The 17,471-nt window shown below is 40.2% G+C and carries 10 protein-coding genes; 1 reads left to right on the top strand and 9 read right to left on the bottom strand.

Annotation, left to right across the window (positions count from 1 at the left end):
- Positions 1–317 precede the first annotated feature (317 nt).
- The 7 genes from AC27JP_RS10590 to AC27JP_RS10620 all read right to left on the bottom strand — a co-directional run bounded on the left by AC27JP_RS10590 (position 318) and on the right by AC27JP_RS10620 (position 12,308).
- Positions 318–1,760, bottom strand: coding sequence for an alanine/glycine:cation symporter family protein (locus AC27JP_RS10590; protein WP_487114815.1), 1,443 nt, complete (start codon positions 1,758–1,760; stop codon positions 318–320).
- A gap of 166 nt (positions 1,761–1,926) precedes the next feature.
- On the bottom strand, positions 1,927–5,139 hold the full coding sequence (locus AC27JP_RS10595; protein ID WP_487114817.1) for an efflux RND transporter permease subunit: 3,213 nt from the start codon (positions 5,137–5,139) through the stop codon (positions 1,927–1,929).
- Positions 5,140–5,184: 45 nt separating this feature from the next.
- Complete coding sequence (locus AC27JP_RS10600) at positions 5,185–6,591, bottom strand: efflux RND transporter periplasmic adaptor subunit (RefSeq protein WP_487114819.1); 1,407 nt, start codon at positions 6,589–6,591, stop codon at positions 5,185–5,187.
- Between the two features lie 222 nt (positions 6,592–6,813).
- Positions 6,814–7,197, bottom strand: coding sequence for a hypothetical protein (locus tag AC27JP_RS10605; RefSeq protein WP_487114821.1), 384 nt, complete (start codon positions 7,195–7,197; stop codon positions 6,814–6,816).
- A 253-nt stretch (positions 7,198–7,450) separates the two neighbouring features.
- Positions 7,451–7,855 (bottom strand): STAS/SEC14 domain-containing protein, encoded by a 405-nt coding sequence (locus tag AC27JP_RS10610; protein WP_487114823.1) that lies wholly within the window; start codon positions 7,853–7,855, stop codon positions 7,451–7,453.
- Between the two features lie 131 nt (positions 7,856–7,986).
- Positions 7,987–10,527 (bottom strand): glycoside hydrolase family 31 protein, encoded by a 2,541-nt coding sequence (locus AC27JP_RS10615; RefSeq protein ID WP_487114825.1) that lies wholly within the window; start codon positions 10,525–10,527, stop codon positions 7,987–7,989.
- Positions 10,527–12,308, bottom strand: coding sequence for an alpha-amylase family glycosyl hydrolase (locus AC27JP_RS10620; protein WP_487115203.1), 1,782 nt, complete (start codon positions 12,306–12,308; stop codon positions 10,527–10,529). Before AC27JP_RS10620 ends, AC27JP_RS10615 begins: the two co-directional genes overlap by 1 nt.
- A 511-nt stretch (positions 12,309–12,819) precedes the next feature.
- Here AC27JP_RS10620 and AC27JP_RS10625 point away from each other — a divergent pair.
- Positions 12,820–13,650 carry a DUF417 family protein gene (locus AC27JP_RS10625; protein ID WP_487114826.1) on the top strand — a complete coding sequence of 277 codons (831 nt, stop codon included), beginning with the start codon at positions 12,820–12,822 and terminating at the stop codon, positions 13,648–13,650.
- Positions 13,651–13,709: 59 nt separating this feature from the next.
- Here AC27JP_RS10625 and AC27JP_RS10630 read toward each other — a convergent pair whose 3' ends face one another.
- Positions 13,710–14,921 (bottom strand): lipocalin-like domain-containing protein, encoded by a 1,212-nt coding sequence (locus AC27JP_RS10630; RefSeq protein WP_487114828.1) that lies wholly within the window; start codon positions 14,919–14,921, stop codon positions 13,710–13,712.
- A complete protein-coding gene (locus AC27JP_RS10635) occupies positions 14,918–17,470 on the bottom strand; it encodes an FtsX-like permease family protein (protein WP_487114830.1) in 2,553 nt (850 codons plus the stop codon). The genes AC27JP_RS10630 and AC27JP_RS10635 overlap by 4 nt, the downstream gene beginning before the upstream one ends.
- Position 17,471 lies beyond the last annotated feature (1 nt).

Here is a 17,471-nt window from a genome sequence, read left to right on the forward strand (position 1 = left end):
TTGACACAAATCAATTATGGTCAGAAAAGCCAAAATGTTAATAGTAATCATTATTATAGAAAGTATTTTTACGCTTTCTATAAGCAATTAGTCTAGTAGCTAATTACAAAAACACATAAATAATTACAAAGAAATCTGCGGTGATTAAAATATTAGGTCTGTTGATCTTTAGAGATTGTTTTTGCGCCTATTTATACAAGGCAGGGCCTTTGTTATGTAATTGATCTACATAAAAAGGCGATAACGCTATAAAAATGACTAACAAACGCTGTCTGAAGGATTCGGCTATAAGCGTTTTACTTTTTGTTGACTAGTATTTACTTATCCCATATGCCTTTATGAAGCTGGCCTTGTAATTCAATATCATTAGCTTTAAATTCCATATCAGCCTCAGTTGAATTTTCAAGCTTACGCTTTACATTATAATCCTTCATTAATGCCACTATGGTTGGGGTAAGTTGCACAATCGCCACAACATTAACTAAGGTCATCAACCCTAGGGCAACATCAGCCATGCTCCATACTTGCTTTAAGCTGGCGCTTGAGCCCCAAAAAACCATAGCTAAATACATCACAGTGTATATTGTGCGGCCAACTTTATTATCCAATTTAAAGAAATGTAGATTACTTTCTGCATAAGCGTAATTGGCGACAACCGAAGTAAAAGCAAATAAACTAATAGCGGCAGAGACAAAATAAACCCCATTTGCACCTAAGTGATAGGTAATAGCATTTTGAGTCAAACGAATCCCTTCCATTTCACCACCAATATTAATATCAGCAAGTAAAATAATCACCGCCGTACAAGTACATAAAACGATAGTGTCTAAAAACACACCAAGCATTTGTACATAACCTTGTGTTACAGGGTGATTAGGTACTGGCCTTGCACTGGCAGCGGCATGCGGCACACTACCGGCACCTGCCTCATTTGAGTACAAACCGCGTTGAATACCATTTTTAATCGCAGCGCCCAGCATGCCGGCCCCCGCTTCTTGTAAACCAAAGGCAGAAGTAAGAATATCGTAAAGCATCGCAGGCACGGCACTAATATTCATCAAGGTAATTGCAACAGCAACAAGAATGAACGCTATGCCCATAAACGGCACTATCAATTCAGCAAAGCGAGCAATGCGTTTCAAGCCACCTAAAACAATTAGCCCTGCTAATGTGGTAATAACGGCACCAGAGTACAGGCTAGGAATATTAAAAGCATGGTTTAAAGAATCAGCAATCGTATTAGCCTGCATAGCACTAAAACTAAAGCCATATCCGAGAAATAAACAGATAGAAAATAAAGTCGCTAACCAACGCTGGTTAAGCCCTTTTTGTATATAATAAGCTGGGCCACCACGATATTCCTTATGATCATCATTCACCTTGTAAAGTTGACCTAAAACGCTTTCCGCAAAGCCGGTTGCCATGCCGAGCAAGGCAATAACCCACATCCAAAATATTGCGCCACTACCACCAAGTGATATAGCAACAGCAACGCCCGCTAAATTGCCAGTGCCAACTCGTGCGGATAAACCAATAAACAATGCTTGCAGTGAACTAATACCTGAGCCATTTTCACCACCGTCACCAGTACCTTTAGCACTGTTGCGCATCACAGCAAACATATGACGAAAATTCAGAAACTGTACAAACTTCAATTTAAAGCTAAACCAAAAGCCGGCAAACAACAGCACATAAATCAGAACTTGCCCTTCTCCCCAAAGTACATTGTTAATACTGGCAATAACTTGCTCTACACTCATTTGAGCTTTCCTTAATTGACTGGGTTTGGCTGTATGTCCACGAAATTTAAACACGCTTATTGAGATCGCATCAGTATATTTACCATACGAAAGAGGTTTTACTTTAACAAGTAAAACCTCTGATATCCGACAACTTTAATGATAGCAATCCAGCAATATGAAAAAGCTATCGGGTTAATTCAGCAATTTTTGCTTTTGAAAACCAGCGAAATAACACAGGTAAAACAAATAAGGTTAATAACGTCGCAGTGACTAAACCACCGACAACTACACTGGCTAATGGACGTTGAATTTCTGCGCCAACACCATTTGACATTAACATAGGAATTAAACCCAAAGCTGAGGTAATTGCCGTCATCAATACCGGACGTAAACGTGATGTTGCCCCTTCAAATATCGCCTTTGATACCTCTAAACCATCTTGAATGCGTTGATTTATACTTGCTACCATCACCACACCGTTTAACACCGCGACACCAAATAAGGTGATAAAACCCACAGAGCTGGGTACCGACAAATACTGACCGGAAATATAAAGCGAAAAAATCCCGCCAATAACCGCTAAAGGGACATTCACTAATATCAACATCGCTTGACCTGTTGAGCCAAAAGCAAAATATAACAATAAGGCAATTAAGCCTAATGCCACAGGTAAAACAATCGCTAAGCGAGCTTGTGCCCGTTGTTGGTTTTCAAATTGACCACCAATAGCGACTGAGTAACCCGCAGGTAAGTCTACATTTGCAGCAATAACACGGCGAATATCAGCAACAACGCTACCCATATCACGGCCTTGGACATTAGCTTGGATCACCACTCGACGCTGCACGTCATCACGACGCACTTGTGGCGGACCTGACTCTAATGAAATATCAGCAATATCACCTAAACGCACCCAAGCACCGGTTGGTGACTGCAAGCGCAGCTCGGCGATAACTTCACGGTTATTACGGCTTTTCTCTTGTAGACGAACATAAATATCATAACGTTCATTACCATTAATCACTTGCCCTGCCGTCTTACCACCAATGCCATCTTTAACCACATTCATAACATCGCCTACCGAAAAGCCGTAGCGCGAAAGTTGCTGTCGATTTGGTTTGATCACTAATTGTGCTTCACCAACAATTTGCTCCATAGCAACATCACGCGCACCTGCAACGGCTTTAATCGCAGCGGCTATTTCTTGTCCTTTCGAGGCTAACGTAGCTAAATCAGAACCAAATAATTTAATTGCCAATTGCGCTTTAACGCCAGAAAGTAATTCATCAACGCGTGTGGCGATAGGTTGTGAAAAATTCAGTAATAAACCTGGAAACTGCTCTAGTTCAATTTCCATCAAACGCTGTAATTCATAACGGTTTTTTGCACTCGTCCATTCACTAACCGACTTTAAACCAATATAAATTTCGATATTATTAACTGGTTCAGGATCGCCACCTACTTCTGCACGCCCTATGCGGCTCAAAGTATATTCAACCTCAGGAAATGCCATCAGCTTTGCTTCTAAAATGGGTGACACTTGCAAAGCAGTTGCTAGGCTAGAAGAAGGCGCTAAAGTCGCACGAAGGTTAATGGTGCCTTCTTCAAGTTCTGGTACAAATTCGGTACCAATTTGTGGCACTAAACCAATTGCAACAAGCAGTAAAATAACCGATGAAGCAAGAACTAACTTAGTACGCTTCATTGCCATCGCTAAACTTTTGCGATACCAGCGTTCTAACGGACGTAAAATAACACTTTCGCGCGCTTTAACGCCTTTAGCAAATAGATACGTTGCCATTACTGGTACCACAATTAAGGCAACAAAAATGGCTGAAATAACCGCTAAAATAATACTAATCGCCATAGGTTGAAACAACTTAGCTTCAACACCTTCAAAGCTAAATAATGGCATAAACACCACCAGAATAATCGAGGCAGCAAAAAACACTGGCCGAGCAACTTCCTTTCCCGCTTGCTTTAAACATAGCGGAATAGTAGCACTGTCTTGCTCAACCTTATCAAGGTCTTGCTCACTAGCTAAGCCATTACTTTCATTGTTAGCGATTGTACCTGCGATAAGATTTTCATTAGAACGATTAAGATGCTTAAACATATTCTCAACCATCACCACAGAGCCATCAACCAACATACCTATGGCGACTGCAATACCGCCTAATGACATTAAGTTAGCTGATAAACCTAAATAGGACATAATCATCAAGGTAATGGCGATGGAAATAGGAATAGAAATGAGCACTAAGAATGTTGCACGCAGGTTCATCAAAAATAATGCTAAAACAATAGAAATAAAGATAAAAGCAAGAATTAACGAATCAACAACCGTGCTAACCGCTTTAACAATTAAGTCAGATTGGTCGTAAAAAGGTTCAAAACGAACACCTTTGGGTAATGCTTGTTTTATTAACGGTAGGCGAGCATTAATGCCATCAATGGTTGCTTTGGTATTGGCGCCCATACGTTTGAGTACGATACCAGAAACTACTTCACCTAAGCTTTCAATTTCACCATTTTCTGTACGGCGTGTCATGGTTACCGCACCTTGACGAATTTCACTACCCAGCTCAACCGTGGCAACATCAGCAACCGTAATAACCGTACCAGCAACTGTTTTTACTGGTACTTGCGAAATATCTGCAATACCGGCTTCACCACCACTGAACCAACCGGTACCACGAATAACGAGTTGTTCTTGGCCGCGATTCATGTACCAACCGCCAACGTTACTATTGTTGTTTTCTAAGGCAGCAACAATATCCGCTTGCGTTAACTCATAAGATAATAATTTGCTGGGCTCAATATTGACTTGATATTGACGAACATCACCTCCAAATGACAATACATCAGTAACACCATCAACGGGCATCACTAGCAATTTTACTATCCAATCATTAAGACTACGCAGCGCCATAGCATCATAGCCAGCCTCTTTATCAGCAATCAATAAATACTGAAATACTTGCCCTAAACCTGAGGTATTTGGCCCCATTTCAGGTGTACCTACACCTGCAGGAATAAGCTCTTTCGCTGCTTGTAAGCGTTCAAACACCAACTGGCGGGCAAAATAAATGTCCGTGCCTTCTTTGAACACGACAGTTACGCCTGACAAGCCAGTTTTTGAAATTGAACGAACTTGCTCAACATCAGGCATGGCATACATTACTGCTTCAATTGGATAGGTAATTAATTGCTCGACTTCTTCCGCTGCTAAACCTGGTGCTTCGGTATTTATAGCCACTTGTATGTTTGTTACATCAGGAAAAGCATCTAAATTAAGTTTTGGAATGATAAATACTGAAGCAACCAGTGTTGCCAGTAACATCAACATCACCAAAAGGCGATTATTGACAGAAAAATCTATAATTTTATTAAACATTTTTTGTTGTTCCTTAATTCACTATAAAAATTGCAAAACACCAAATTAATGGTTGTGCGGATCAAAGCCGCCTTTTGCGATTTCTGAAGCAACAAAAAATGCCCCTTTGGTAACGATTCGTGTATTGGCAGCAAGTCCTATAATTTCACGATAAGCACCTAATGAACGCCCTAATTCAATTTCTACTGCAGCGAATTCACCCGGATGGTCTTCAACAAAGACCGTCCAATCACCGTCACTAGAACGCATCAATGCTGACTCAGGCACTGCCATCACTGCCGTTTGTGTATTAAAACTGAAAGTAACGTTGACGAACATACCCGGATGTAAGCGATCATTAATGTTTTTCACTGCTAAACGGACAATACGGGTACGGGTTTTAGGGTCAATGGTATGAGCTTCTTGAATGACAGTTGCAACAAAGGATTCATCACCAAATTCAAGTACCGCTTGCGTACCTTTAGGTAAGCTTAATTGCTTATTTGGTGATACCCTTGCGTCGACCCACAGTTCACTTTCATCGGCGAGTACCATAATGGCATCCCCCGCTGATATGCGCTGACCTTGAGAAAAATCATCACTGAGTACCGCACCTCCGCGTTGGGCAATTAAGGTGTATTCTCCTAACTCTCCTAAATGATCATTGGTTGAGTGATCTTTAGCCACTTCTGCAATTGCTGATTCAGTTAAACCAAAGGCTTTTAAGCGGCTATATGCCGAAACATAGTCAGTTTGAGAGCTTAATAAACGGCTTTCACTCACGGTTGCTTTACCGAGTTTTTTATTTCGTTGCCAATCATTGTATGCCACTCGATAATTCGCTTGTGCCTCGGCGACCGACTCACTAAAAAGTGTCACCAAAGCATCACCTTTTTCAACATGTTGACCTAATGTTGCATGCCGAGAGATCACCACGGATTCGGTTCGTGGTGAAACTATATAGCTTTTATAGCCATTGGCTTTTATTTCGCCCGGCGCATATAAATTACTTGCAAACACTTGTGGCACAACGGGGGTAACTTCAATACCGGCAATCGCCATTTTTTCTGGGCTAAAACTAATACCTTCTTCATGCGCTTCTTCGCCCATTTCTGCTTCACTCGTTTCGTGAGCATGCGTACCTTTACTTTCTGCAGCGGCATGCTGGTGAACAGCTTCACTGCCATCATCTTGATGTTCTGTCTCACTCGCATGATCATCAGCACTTTCAACATGTTCAGTTTCAATATCATTGCTTGAAACGGTATGGTTTTTTATTAGAGGACTGTTAGTGGTTGGCGCTTGATGCTTATGGTTAGAGTGAGCGTTATTCTCACTTGCTATGACTGAACAATTGAACACCACACCGGCGAATAACAGGATAATAGAAAGCTTATGGCTGGTTTTAATGTTATTTTTAACATTACTACTTAATACAAAAATATCACTATTTTCGATAGACGATTTAATCATTTTCAAAATCTCTTAACTTTTCAATTCTAGACCGTAAATCAAGTGAATTTAGCTGAGTGAAATCACAAAAATGCATGGTTTATTTGCTTTGTTTATTTCAATAAAACAAAGTGTTTTGCCGTATATTTTCTGATTAACCTGAACTCGGAATAATGAGCTATTATCAACGTATTAGATTTACAGTCGGTTTTAATCCGTTTGTTATCGGATGATTGCTGAAAATTAAGCGATTGGAGGGCGATGTTCTGGAGAGAGCCAAAGTGACAATAGTGCGGTTTTCCCGGCTAATATATCATCGTTACCTTTGTGTAATAAGCTTGATTCAACATTGCTTGCTATGTAGACGCCAGATGGCGCATGACAATGGCAACAATGGTGACAATCAAATTGATTTTGGTCGGTACTATCAGAATCACTTTTTACTTGCTGATTAGCGGCCGTTAACGCACCTTCTGGATGTGATTTATGTGATTCATCTAAACTACGATGGGATAAGTTTTGGCTAACATCTGTTGCTTGGTGAGCACTGTGAAAATCAAACGCAGCGGCAATCGTTTGACTAGCAAACAACACAGCAAACATTATAATTAACACACGATTAAACACAGATATTTCTCTTTAAAAAACTTAGCAAAAGTGTAAATGATTTATTTTCTTATCACAAGCAGCGGAATATATTTGAAGACGTGAAATTAATTAACACACTGTTTATTTTACAAGGTCAAAAGGAAAAACCGTTAAATTTATAACAAAAAACCTTAATTACCAAAGACCTATATTTTTGTCTAAAATGTATTTTCCGGTTAAATTGCTACATTTTTTAACAATTTAACCGTTTGTTAATCGCACAGAATATCAACTAAGCAGATTTAGTATTAGAATTTTGTAGCTGGCTATCTAGCCAATCCAAGGCATTATTTTCATCATCAAAATACTGAATATTCTGCTGAACTTTTGACTTCACTAATGCCTGCTCAATGGCAATAAGCGCAGGGGAAGTAAATACCAAAGCTTTCGCCAACATATTTTTATCGTTTAACCAAGTATTAAACTCTTCAGACATGGCAAAAACTTCAGGCGTACCGCCATCAAAGGCTAACATGTTAGCCAAGATAGCAAAAGGTTGATTGTCTAGCGAAACAATCAACGGCATTAATTGCTCTACTAAGGCTTTGGCGCCGACATCATTAAAGGCGCCTTGTACGGTAATTTTAATTATATTGTTGTCTAAAACAATTTCAAACTCACCATGTTGAACTTGCAAGTTTCACCTCATCGATAATGATATAAACTCTATCCATCATTACATTACACAATTCTAATAACAATAAAAATTCACGTGATTTTGATAATACACGGCATCTATATTGAAAACTTTCAAACAAGAAATCAGCGCTAATGAATGTCAATGGTTACCGTTTTTTTCCAGTTAAACTTAATAACCAAGCGCTTATTTTCTTTATCATACCAAGCCGCTTGCTCACTTTTCAAATACTGCTGCTTACTTAATACCCGTTTGACTGCTTTGCCATCATAATTAATTTGCTTAGGATCGTTTAACCAATTATGAACCTCAAGGCTAACGCTACGCTGTGAAGGCATACTAGTAAACTGCCCTTGCTTTTGTAGTTCGACCGTTAGCTGTGATTGCTTTTGAGTAGCACTAAAATTAAGTGTTTCAAAATTGCCACGGCTTAATGATTTGGGATCTTTACCATCGTCGTTATACATAGTTGACGTGGCTGATTTAACTGAGTTATCAGCATAATAATGTAAGGTTAAATTTGTCGTGTTGTAATCTTTAGTCGATTGCACTGCATCAACCATAGGAATAAACGCGCCTGCGCGCACTAACACCGGTGTTTGCGATAATGGCGCTGCAACAGCAACTTTTTGGCTACCTTGATAGCGCTTATCATTCCAAAAGTTGAACCAAGTACCTGATGGCAAGTTAACATCGACTGAACGCGCGCCCTGCTCAGTTACCGGTGCAACCAGTAATGCGTCGCCATAGAAATAACTGTCTTTTTCATCAATTAAACTTAAGTTAGTTTCATCTTCAAAAAACATTGGACGCATAATCGGCATGCCCGTTAAGCTATTTTCGATACTTAAAGAGTAAATGTAAGGCATTAAACGATAACGCAGTTTTACGTACTCACGCAGAATATCTTTAGTTTCAGTATCGTGGAAAATAGGCTCAGGTTTTGCGTTTTCTTGCGCATGTGGACGAAACACCGGTTGAAATACGCCATATTGTAGCCAACGGATATACAATTCTTTATCTATTGGGCCATCGCCAGCAAAACCGCCTAAGTCTGAATGAATGTAACTTAAGCCCATTAAGCTCATTTGTAGTGCCAGTTCTACTTGCGGCTTAAAACCGCCCCAGCTACGGCTAACATCACCGGTCCATGGCACCATGCCATAACGCTGTGAGCCAACAAATCCAGAACGCATCAAAATAAACGGTCGGGTATCAGGTTGAAATTTTCTTAAGCGTTGATAAACCATTTCTGCCCACTGATGGCCATAAACATTATGCACTTCATCACCGGTAACGTTTTCGCCAGCTAAGTTATGTAAGCCATTGGCAGGATGCACTTCTGGCTCACCTAAATCGCCCCACCAACCGGCAACGCCTTGCTCTGCTAATTGCTGATAATATTGCCAAAACCAGTCTTGTGCCTTGCTATCAAAGACATCAACTAAGCCGGTATTACCAAAATAGAAATCAAATTTTTCCGGTGCGCCCAGTTTGTTTTTCATTAACGCTTTATTTTCCACTGCACTTTGCCATTGGCTTGATGACGTTAAAATAAACGGCTCGGTGATCATTATGGTATTAACACCATCGGCTTTAAAGTCTTTGATCATATCAACAGGCGTTGGAAAGGCTTTTTCATCCCAGTTCAAGTTACCCATATGGCCTTTAATATCTGGGCCAAACCAATATAAATCGAAAACGATGGCATCAAGCGGAAAGTCTTCATCTTGATATTTTTGCACAACACTGCGCGCTTCTTGCTCGCTATGGTAACCAAAACGGCTGGCTATATTACCTAAACTCCAACGTGGCGGTAACGGCTGCTTACCGCTAATAGAAACTAAGTTTTCAATTAGTTTTGGGTAACTTTCCCCTGTCATAATTAGGTATGAGCTTCGGCCTGCAACAGCGCTAAACTGTAGAATATCTTGCTCAGTAGCGGCAATATCAAGCTCGCCGTTGGCAGAGTTATCAAAAACAATAATGTATTTATTGCTCGACATGATTGCTGGCAAACCATAATACATTTGGCTTGATTGGGTTTCATAACCGTAATGTGCGCGGTTGTATAACGGCATTTTCTGACCTCGACGGTCCATGCCTAATACCCGTTGACCACCGCCCAAAATTTTCTCTTGCGGCTGTAACTTAAAACGAAAGCCAAGGTTAAAGGATGTTTTCTGCTGCTCTTGTCTTTGCGCTTTACTTTGATCTTCGTTGGCTTGCATTGGCGCTTTTGCGAAGAAACCTTGCTCTTCTTCAGCAATAAGTTCACCTGAAGGCTTTTGATAACTAATTCTTAATGGCGACTTATCAATACGTGCAACAAGCTCGTTAGTAGAGAACATTAACTGTTTATCTGACTCTGTAATCGTTAGCGATTTACTTAACGTATTTGCTAATACCGAGCTTTGAGATTGTTTATCAATAGCAAATGATGATAGTTGCTTAGCACCCGTTAACTGATAATGTACTTCAAATGCGGCTTGGTTAAGCGCGTTGATTTCGACTACGCCGTCGGTTGTTGTAATGACTAATTTGTTACTCTGTACTTGATGACTAACATAGTCACTGGCAAATAACGAAGCACTAAAAAGGCTAAATAACAGCGCAGTAAAAGCGCTGAACATTGCTGATGAAGGTCGTTGGATTGTTATTCTATCTAGCATTATTTAGCCGCCTGTAGTTGAAAGACGAAAGAGGCAAGTGGTGCTAATTTCACATCGACACTCGCTGTTTTATCGTCACGTACAGTTAAGGTATTGGTTGCGCCATAAAGTAAGTCATCAACTTGATATTGCCCTGCTGATAACTGCCATTGATTAATTAACTGCGCAGGAATTTCAAGCTGGTATTGAACGCTATTTTCACTATCGAAATTACTAACGACAATGAGTTTTTCTTGGGCTGACCAACGAGTAAAAGCAAATTGTAAATGGTTATAGCTGGTTAGTGCTTTGCGGTTTACTTCGTGTAAGCTGGCATATTGCCCTTGCATTGCGCTATTTTCGGCTGAAATATTAAGCAAGCGTTGATAAAAGTCGCGTAAGCTTTTCTCTTCAGTTGAAAGTTGCCCACCATCAAACTTGCCACCATTCATCCAACGTTGATGAGCCGGTACGCCAGCATAATCAAATATAGTGGTACGAGTTGGGTCGCCAAAACCAGTTTCTTCACTGCCATCTTCGCCAACTTCTTGACCAAAATATACCATTGTCGGAGAACGACCAATCAAAGTCGAAACCACCATGGCAGGTTTTGCTTTTTCAGCGCTGCCAGCAAAGTCCTCACTGGCAATACGTTGTTCATCATGATTTTCCAAGAAATGCAGTAAGTGCTGTTCAATATCACTATAACGTTGTTGAATATTGGCTAAATCCCCTGTGTTACCATGACCTTGCATAATATCTTTTATGCGATCATAAAAATCGACTTTGTCATACAAGTAGTCCATTTTTCCTAACTGAATATAGTTTCGATATTGTTTAGGGTTATAGATTTCAGCTAACAAAAAGGCATCTTTATTGGTCATTTTTATCGCCGAATTTAAGTAACTCCAAAATTCAACTGGCACCATTTCCGCCATATCATAACGAAAGCCATCAACGCCTTTCGCTAACCAATATTGAGTAATATCACGGAATTTTTTCCATGAACTCGGTACGTCTTTATCAGCCCAAAATGCCGCGTGCGCTTGATAACCTTTAAAGCGGTACGACTCAGGTAAGCGAGTAAAAGCATAGCTACCATCAGGTTTTACGCCGTAGTTAACTTTTACCGTTTCATACCAGTCATTAAAGTGCGGTTGTGCGGCACGAGAGCCATTGCCTGTCCATTTTGCTGGTGACTCAGCAAAAGTCGCATCAGCGAGAACATGACTTTCACCACCAAGTGGAGCATAGTCATTCATCGCTTTTGGTACTTTAAAATCTTGTCCGACAACATAGTAAAAGTCGTTATCTCGGTCGAATTCAACGGTTTTATTATCATCTGCGCCGAAGTCTCTAACGCCTTGAGGTTTATCAATCGAGTGATATGCACGCGCAACATGGTTCGGCACAATATCAATAATCACTTTCATGTTGTGATCATGGGTGCGCTTTATTAATGCTTCAAATTCAGCCACGCGATTGGCCGGCTCATTGGCTAAATCTGGGTTAACGCTATAGTAATCTTTTACTGAATATGGCGAGCCTGCGCGGCCTTTAACCACATCAGGGTCATCATTATCAATGCCAAATTCTGTGTAATCGCCAATTAGTGCATGGTGTGGCACTCCGGTATACCAAACATGACTAACACCGAGTGATTTAATGCCATTTAGCGCAGCATCATTAAAGTCACTAAATTTTCCAACGCCGTTTTCTTGTATTGTTCCCCAAGGTTTATTGGTAGTGTTTTTATTGCCAAATAGGCGGGTAAAAACTTGGTATACCACGGGCTTGCCCATAACTTTTTCATCACTGACAATACCGCTAGTCTTTGCTGTCGCCAAATGGCTAACATCAGACGTCATAGACGGTGCTTTTATCCCAATAATGCAACCAGTCAAGCCACTCCCTAAAAGAACAGCACAAGTGATCGTTTTTAAGTTATTTAATTTCGTGGGCTTAGACAATTTAAATTTTGGGAAGTAACGACGCATTTAAAAACCTTACAAAGTAAACGCCTGATTGCTCAAATATCAGTACAGGCAACAACGACAACAAAAATAATCTTTTGAGAGTACACAGATAATCACTGCCATGCCAATTGCATACGAATTCATAAGTCATTTATCTATAGTTGCTTAATGAACATCAAATAAATATTTATCAATATCATCCCACCTTTGAAATATTTTTAGTGCCTATTAGGTCTTTTGCACAAGTTATTAGGATGTATACCCAAATGCTATACGCATTAGCTTGCTGTCGTTAATTCTAATATTGATAAACTTCCACTGACAAAAGATATTAAAAATGAAAAATCTGCACTACACCGCACTACTGATATTACTTGCAATCTCTATGGGATTGTTAGGCACGAGTATTTTACTCATGGGGCACCATAGTCATATATCGATGACCACTGACTTTTTTGGTATTAGCGAATTACTGCCTAATATGGTCTTCAACAGCATTGCTGGTATGGCCTTTATTATCGCAGCCGCTTTATCAGTGTTAGCGATTAAACGCATTGAACTCAGAGCCAAACTTGGTGCGTTTATCATTGTATTAAGTACGGTTGCGCTGTTACCACTTTTGGGGAGTAGCATGTGGATAGAATCTCTGGGCGGATTTCCAACTATTGGCTCTGGTCAAGGCGTGATCAAGTATTTTGCCTTACTGTCGATAGGTATTTTCCTTACTAGACCTTATTTAGAAAGCCGTAAAGCGATTTGGCTAAATGCTTTTCCAGTGGTATTAGTATTGCTTTGGATTGGTGGTATGAAATTCACTTTACTTGAAGCAAAAGGTATTGAAGCTTTAGTCAGTAGCTCACCTTTAATGTCGTGGATGTATAACGTTTGGGATCTTCAAACCACTTCTAACCTTATCGGTGTTTACGACCTAATAGCGCTAACACTGGTGATATTAGCGATATTTAATCAAAAGCTGTTGATACCTGCGGTATTGATGTCGGGTGCGGTATTTGCTGTAACCCAAACCTTCTTTTTAAGCTGGCCAGCAGCGCTTTCAAGTGAAACATTACTTTCTACCGGTGGGCACTTTTTGATTAAAGATCTGTGGTTTGTTGCTAATTTACTGATATTTGCCACGTTAATTAACAGTAATAAAAAGCTAGCTTAATACTCGCAGTCATAAAGCTAATATAGGGTCTCAATACTCATTAACCTTAGTTGAGACTCTTATTCTTGATAACCTGTCATCTCTAAAAAACCTTGACCTTGATGACTGCCGCTAAACGACACCATGCCTTCAAAATACTCAATGCCAAAGCGCATAATTTGACTTTTATTAATCACCTTCACTGTTATATCAATTTCTTCTTGCGCAATTTCAATTGCAAATGAGTCTGGATACTCAGCATTAGCGACTGACAGGTTGGAAAAGCGACTTTTAATAACAATATCTTCTGATGACAAAGTGCGAATAGTGCCGTCTCGCTGCATTAAACTGCCATAAAGGTAATCTTCCTCGGTAGAGCGAATACGATAAACCATCAAAGCGGTATTTTCATTTAAGCGCAGTGAAAACCAATCCCAGCCTTGTTGATCTTCTGCCAACATTTGTGAGCCCCACTCGCGGTCAAACCAAGCATTCCCGGTCACTTTTTGCCATTTATTTTGCCAGTACACTTCACCACTAACCTTAATAAAGGGTTGGGAATAATAGTGACTGGCAATCGCTAAGGTTTGATGCTTTTGGCTAAAGCCATTTTCGCCCTGTAAAAAGTAATTTGGCTTTTGCTCAGCAGTTGAACTTTCAGCTAGCGTCAGATTCAAATTCACTTGCCAAAGTTCTTTACCTTTACGCACCTCTTTTGTCGCATCTGAGCTGGCATTATCGCTAGCGTCTTTGCTAACAAAGTTGCCGTAATGTAAATTCGCGGGTATAAGCCCTTTTGATGATTGCCATTGCCAGTCATCAATTTTGGCATTGAAAGGTTTAGCTTCGGTAACTTTGCTATTAATCGTAAGGTTACCTAGTTCCTCTCTTGCGCTGCGAAATGCCGACTGATGATGCTGTGTATCAGCCAATGCGGCATGGGCAAAGTACCAGTGTTTGCTCTCGACGCCACGACGAAATAAGGTCCATTGTGTTGCTAATGCCTCACCACTTTCTGTGGTTAAATTTGCCGTTAGATACCACCATTCTTGCTGATAAGCTTTTTGCGGCGCATGTGCAGCGGGAAACTCAATAATATTATTTCTAGAGGGCTTTTCAAATATTCCTGTCGTATCACCAAGGCCTTTTAATGGTGAGCGTTTCGTGGCATTTTCATCGCTACAAGCAGTGCTAAATAATGATATAAACATTACCCAACAGATCATCCGCGCGGTATTTATGCTACCTGCGGCATTGCGATGTTGACGAGACTTTATTAGCTGAATACTCATGACAAACTCGCTCTAATATTAAGTTTATAAAGCGGGATAGCTAATGCGGGAATTAATATCACTAAGCCAATTAAACTGCTAACACCAAACGAGGTTACATCTAACACCAACGGCATTGACCAACCAAATGATGCTGGCAAAATTAAACTCACTAAAGCATTTGCTAAAACAATCGCCACAGGCCAACTCAATAAAATAGTGCCCAAAGCCAAAATAAACCACTGCGATAGCATATGACCGAACAGCCCAATTCGGCTATAACCTAAACTACTGAGAATATGTAAATCTGACTTTCTTGCTAGCTCTAAACCATTCGCTGATAAAAACAGTCCAAAACAAGCAATAGAAAGCAATACGAAAGCGATTGCTTGGGTCAGTAAAAATGTTTGTTTAAAAATAGCTAGTGCCAACGCTTTAATTTCTTCTGGCTGATAAATTTGACTTTCATCTAGCCCAAGTTCTTCGACCAATTTTGCCTTTTTAACTTCTGAAGCGTTAGCTTGTGAGTCTTTATCGATAAACACACCAAAACCGGTTTCTTGCCAACCAGAAAGTGCCACAATACGTTTACTTGCAGGAATTTTGATGGCAAAGCCTTGATTACCATAATCATAAAAAATACCCTGCACTTGGCAAGTCAACCCTTGTTGTCCTTGTGTAATATCAATAATTTGCTGTAATGCAATTGCGCGTTTGTAGGCCAATTGTTCATTAATATAACAGTGCTTTATTGCGTTACCCGTATCTGTTTTTCTCTTATTCGCCGCACTTTCACCTGTACTTTTGTTCTCGAAAAAAGGAACAAATGCCCCCGATTTAAGTATCAAGCTTTGCTGCTGTTTATTTGAAGCCAGTCGGTATACCTCAACCGTATCTTGCTTAGAGCCTTGTTGAGCGCTTGGTTGAGGGTCTAGTTGAGAGCCATCGTGGTATTTCGCAATGGTACTTTCAAATAAAACATATTCTTCAACATCAAACTGATTATCAAGCCATTGCGCTACTTTAATTTTTTGTTGGTCATTAAAACGAACAAACAAATCAGCGCTGAGTAATTGATTTAAATAAGACTCAAATGAGTTTTGAAAGCTATTCACCATTAACGCCGCCGCAATACTAGCGGTAAGTGCTAAATAAAAAGCTGCAATAGGCAAAAAGCGCCGACCCACTTGTTGACAGGCATCCTGAAAAATAAATTTTAGTCGAAATGAACGAGAAAAAAATGCCATGCCAGACAGTAAATATCGCAGCACATTTGGTAAAATGACCACACTAGCAATAAGTAACACGCCGTACTTAAGCATCAGCTGTGTCCATGAGTCGTCTGGCCAGAAAAAATGAACAAGCAGTAATGCCAAGGCAATAAAACCCGTAGTTTTAAAGCTAAACGGTCGGTTTTGAGTTCGAGCAGTAAAAGCGACTTTGGATGAGCTTATACGCTGAAACTGCTTTATTAGCGCCGTAATAACAGCAACAAAGGAAATTAAAAATGCCCATAAACTATATTCGCCGCGCCACTGAAAATGACCACTGACTTGCAAACGATAAAGTTGCTCTAAGGTCAACCCCAACATTGGCAGCAAGAACGACACTAAAACAGCGGCAATGAAGACGCCAAGTACACTCGCCAGTAGCGTTAAAACTAACGACTCACACAGCATGACTTTTTGAATGGTGCTAAGCTCTATGCCGAGCAACCTTAGCTGCGCAGCTAATTCACCGCGTTTCGCCCATGCCTGGTTTGCTGCTTGAAAGGCAATAAACAAGCTAACGATAAAACCTAAAATGGCCAATGCCGATAAATTAAGATGCAAAGCATCAGCAAAGCCTTCACGCTCTTGAATCGACCAAGCTTCTTGAATTGCAAGGTGTTTAGGTAAAGCCGCTTCAAGTCGTGCAATTTCACTGTTCGACATTTGCCCAACCATCAAGTGACTAAAGCCTTTAATATCAGGAAATAACTGCCAAGCTAAGCTGATATCGATTAGTGCGACCTGCCCCCAATCATTCACCTGATTAATGTTTACTGCGATACTTTGCTGATCAGCGAACAACAGCTGAGCTTTTTGATTTAGCAAAGCGACAATGCCAAGTTTATTTGCATAGTCTTGACTGATATTAATTGCCTCGCTGGTGAAGCTTTCGGGCGTGGTCAGTACAAAAGGTAAAATATCGAGCGCTCTAAAAGATACTTTCTTACCATTAGCTAATGATTGTCGAAAAACATGCGCCGCATTGATTTGAGAAAAACCTAATGCTCGTAGTTCAGCAAAATCAGCAACTGATATGGTTTTACCTGTGCTAGGTACGATATTAAAAGCAATAGGTGACTTTAAACGCGTATTGGCGGTTTGATATTGTTGTTTGCTAGCATCGTTTAAAATTAAAATACTCAGTAAAGTACTGGTGGCTATCGCTAAGCTAAAAACAAAACCAATGTTTAACAAAGGTTTTCGAGTATATTCAGCAATATAAGTTTTCGCGACCAGAAAAATTTCTGAATAGTGATATCCATTACCGGAAACGGCCTGAGCTGTTACTAGACGGCTCATA

The organism is Colwellia sp. SU-HH01172 (assembly GCF_057553355.1).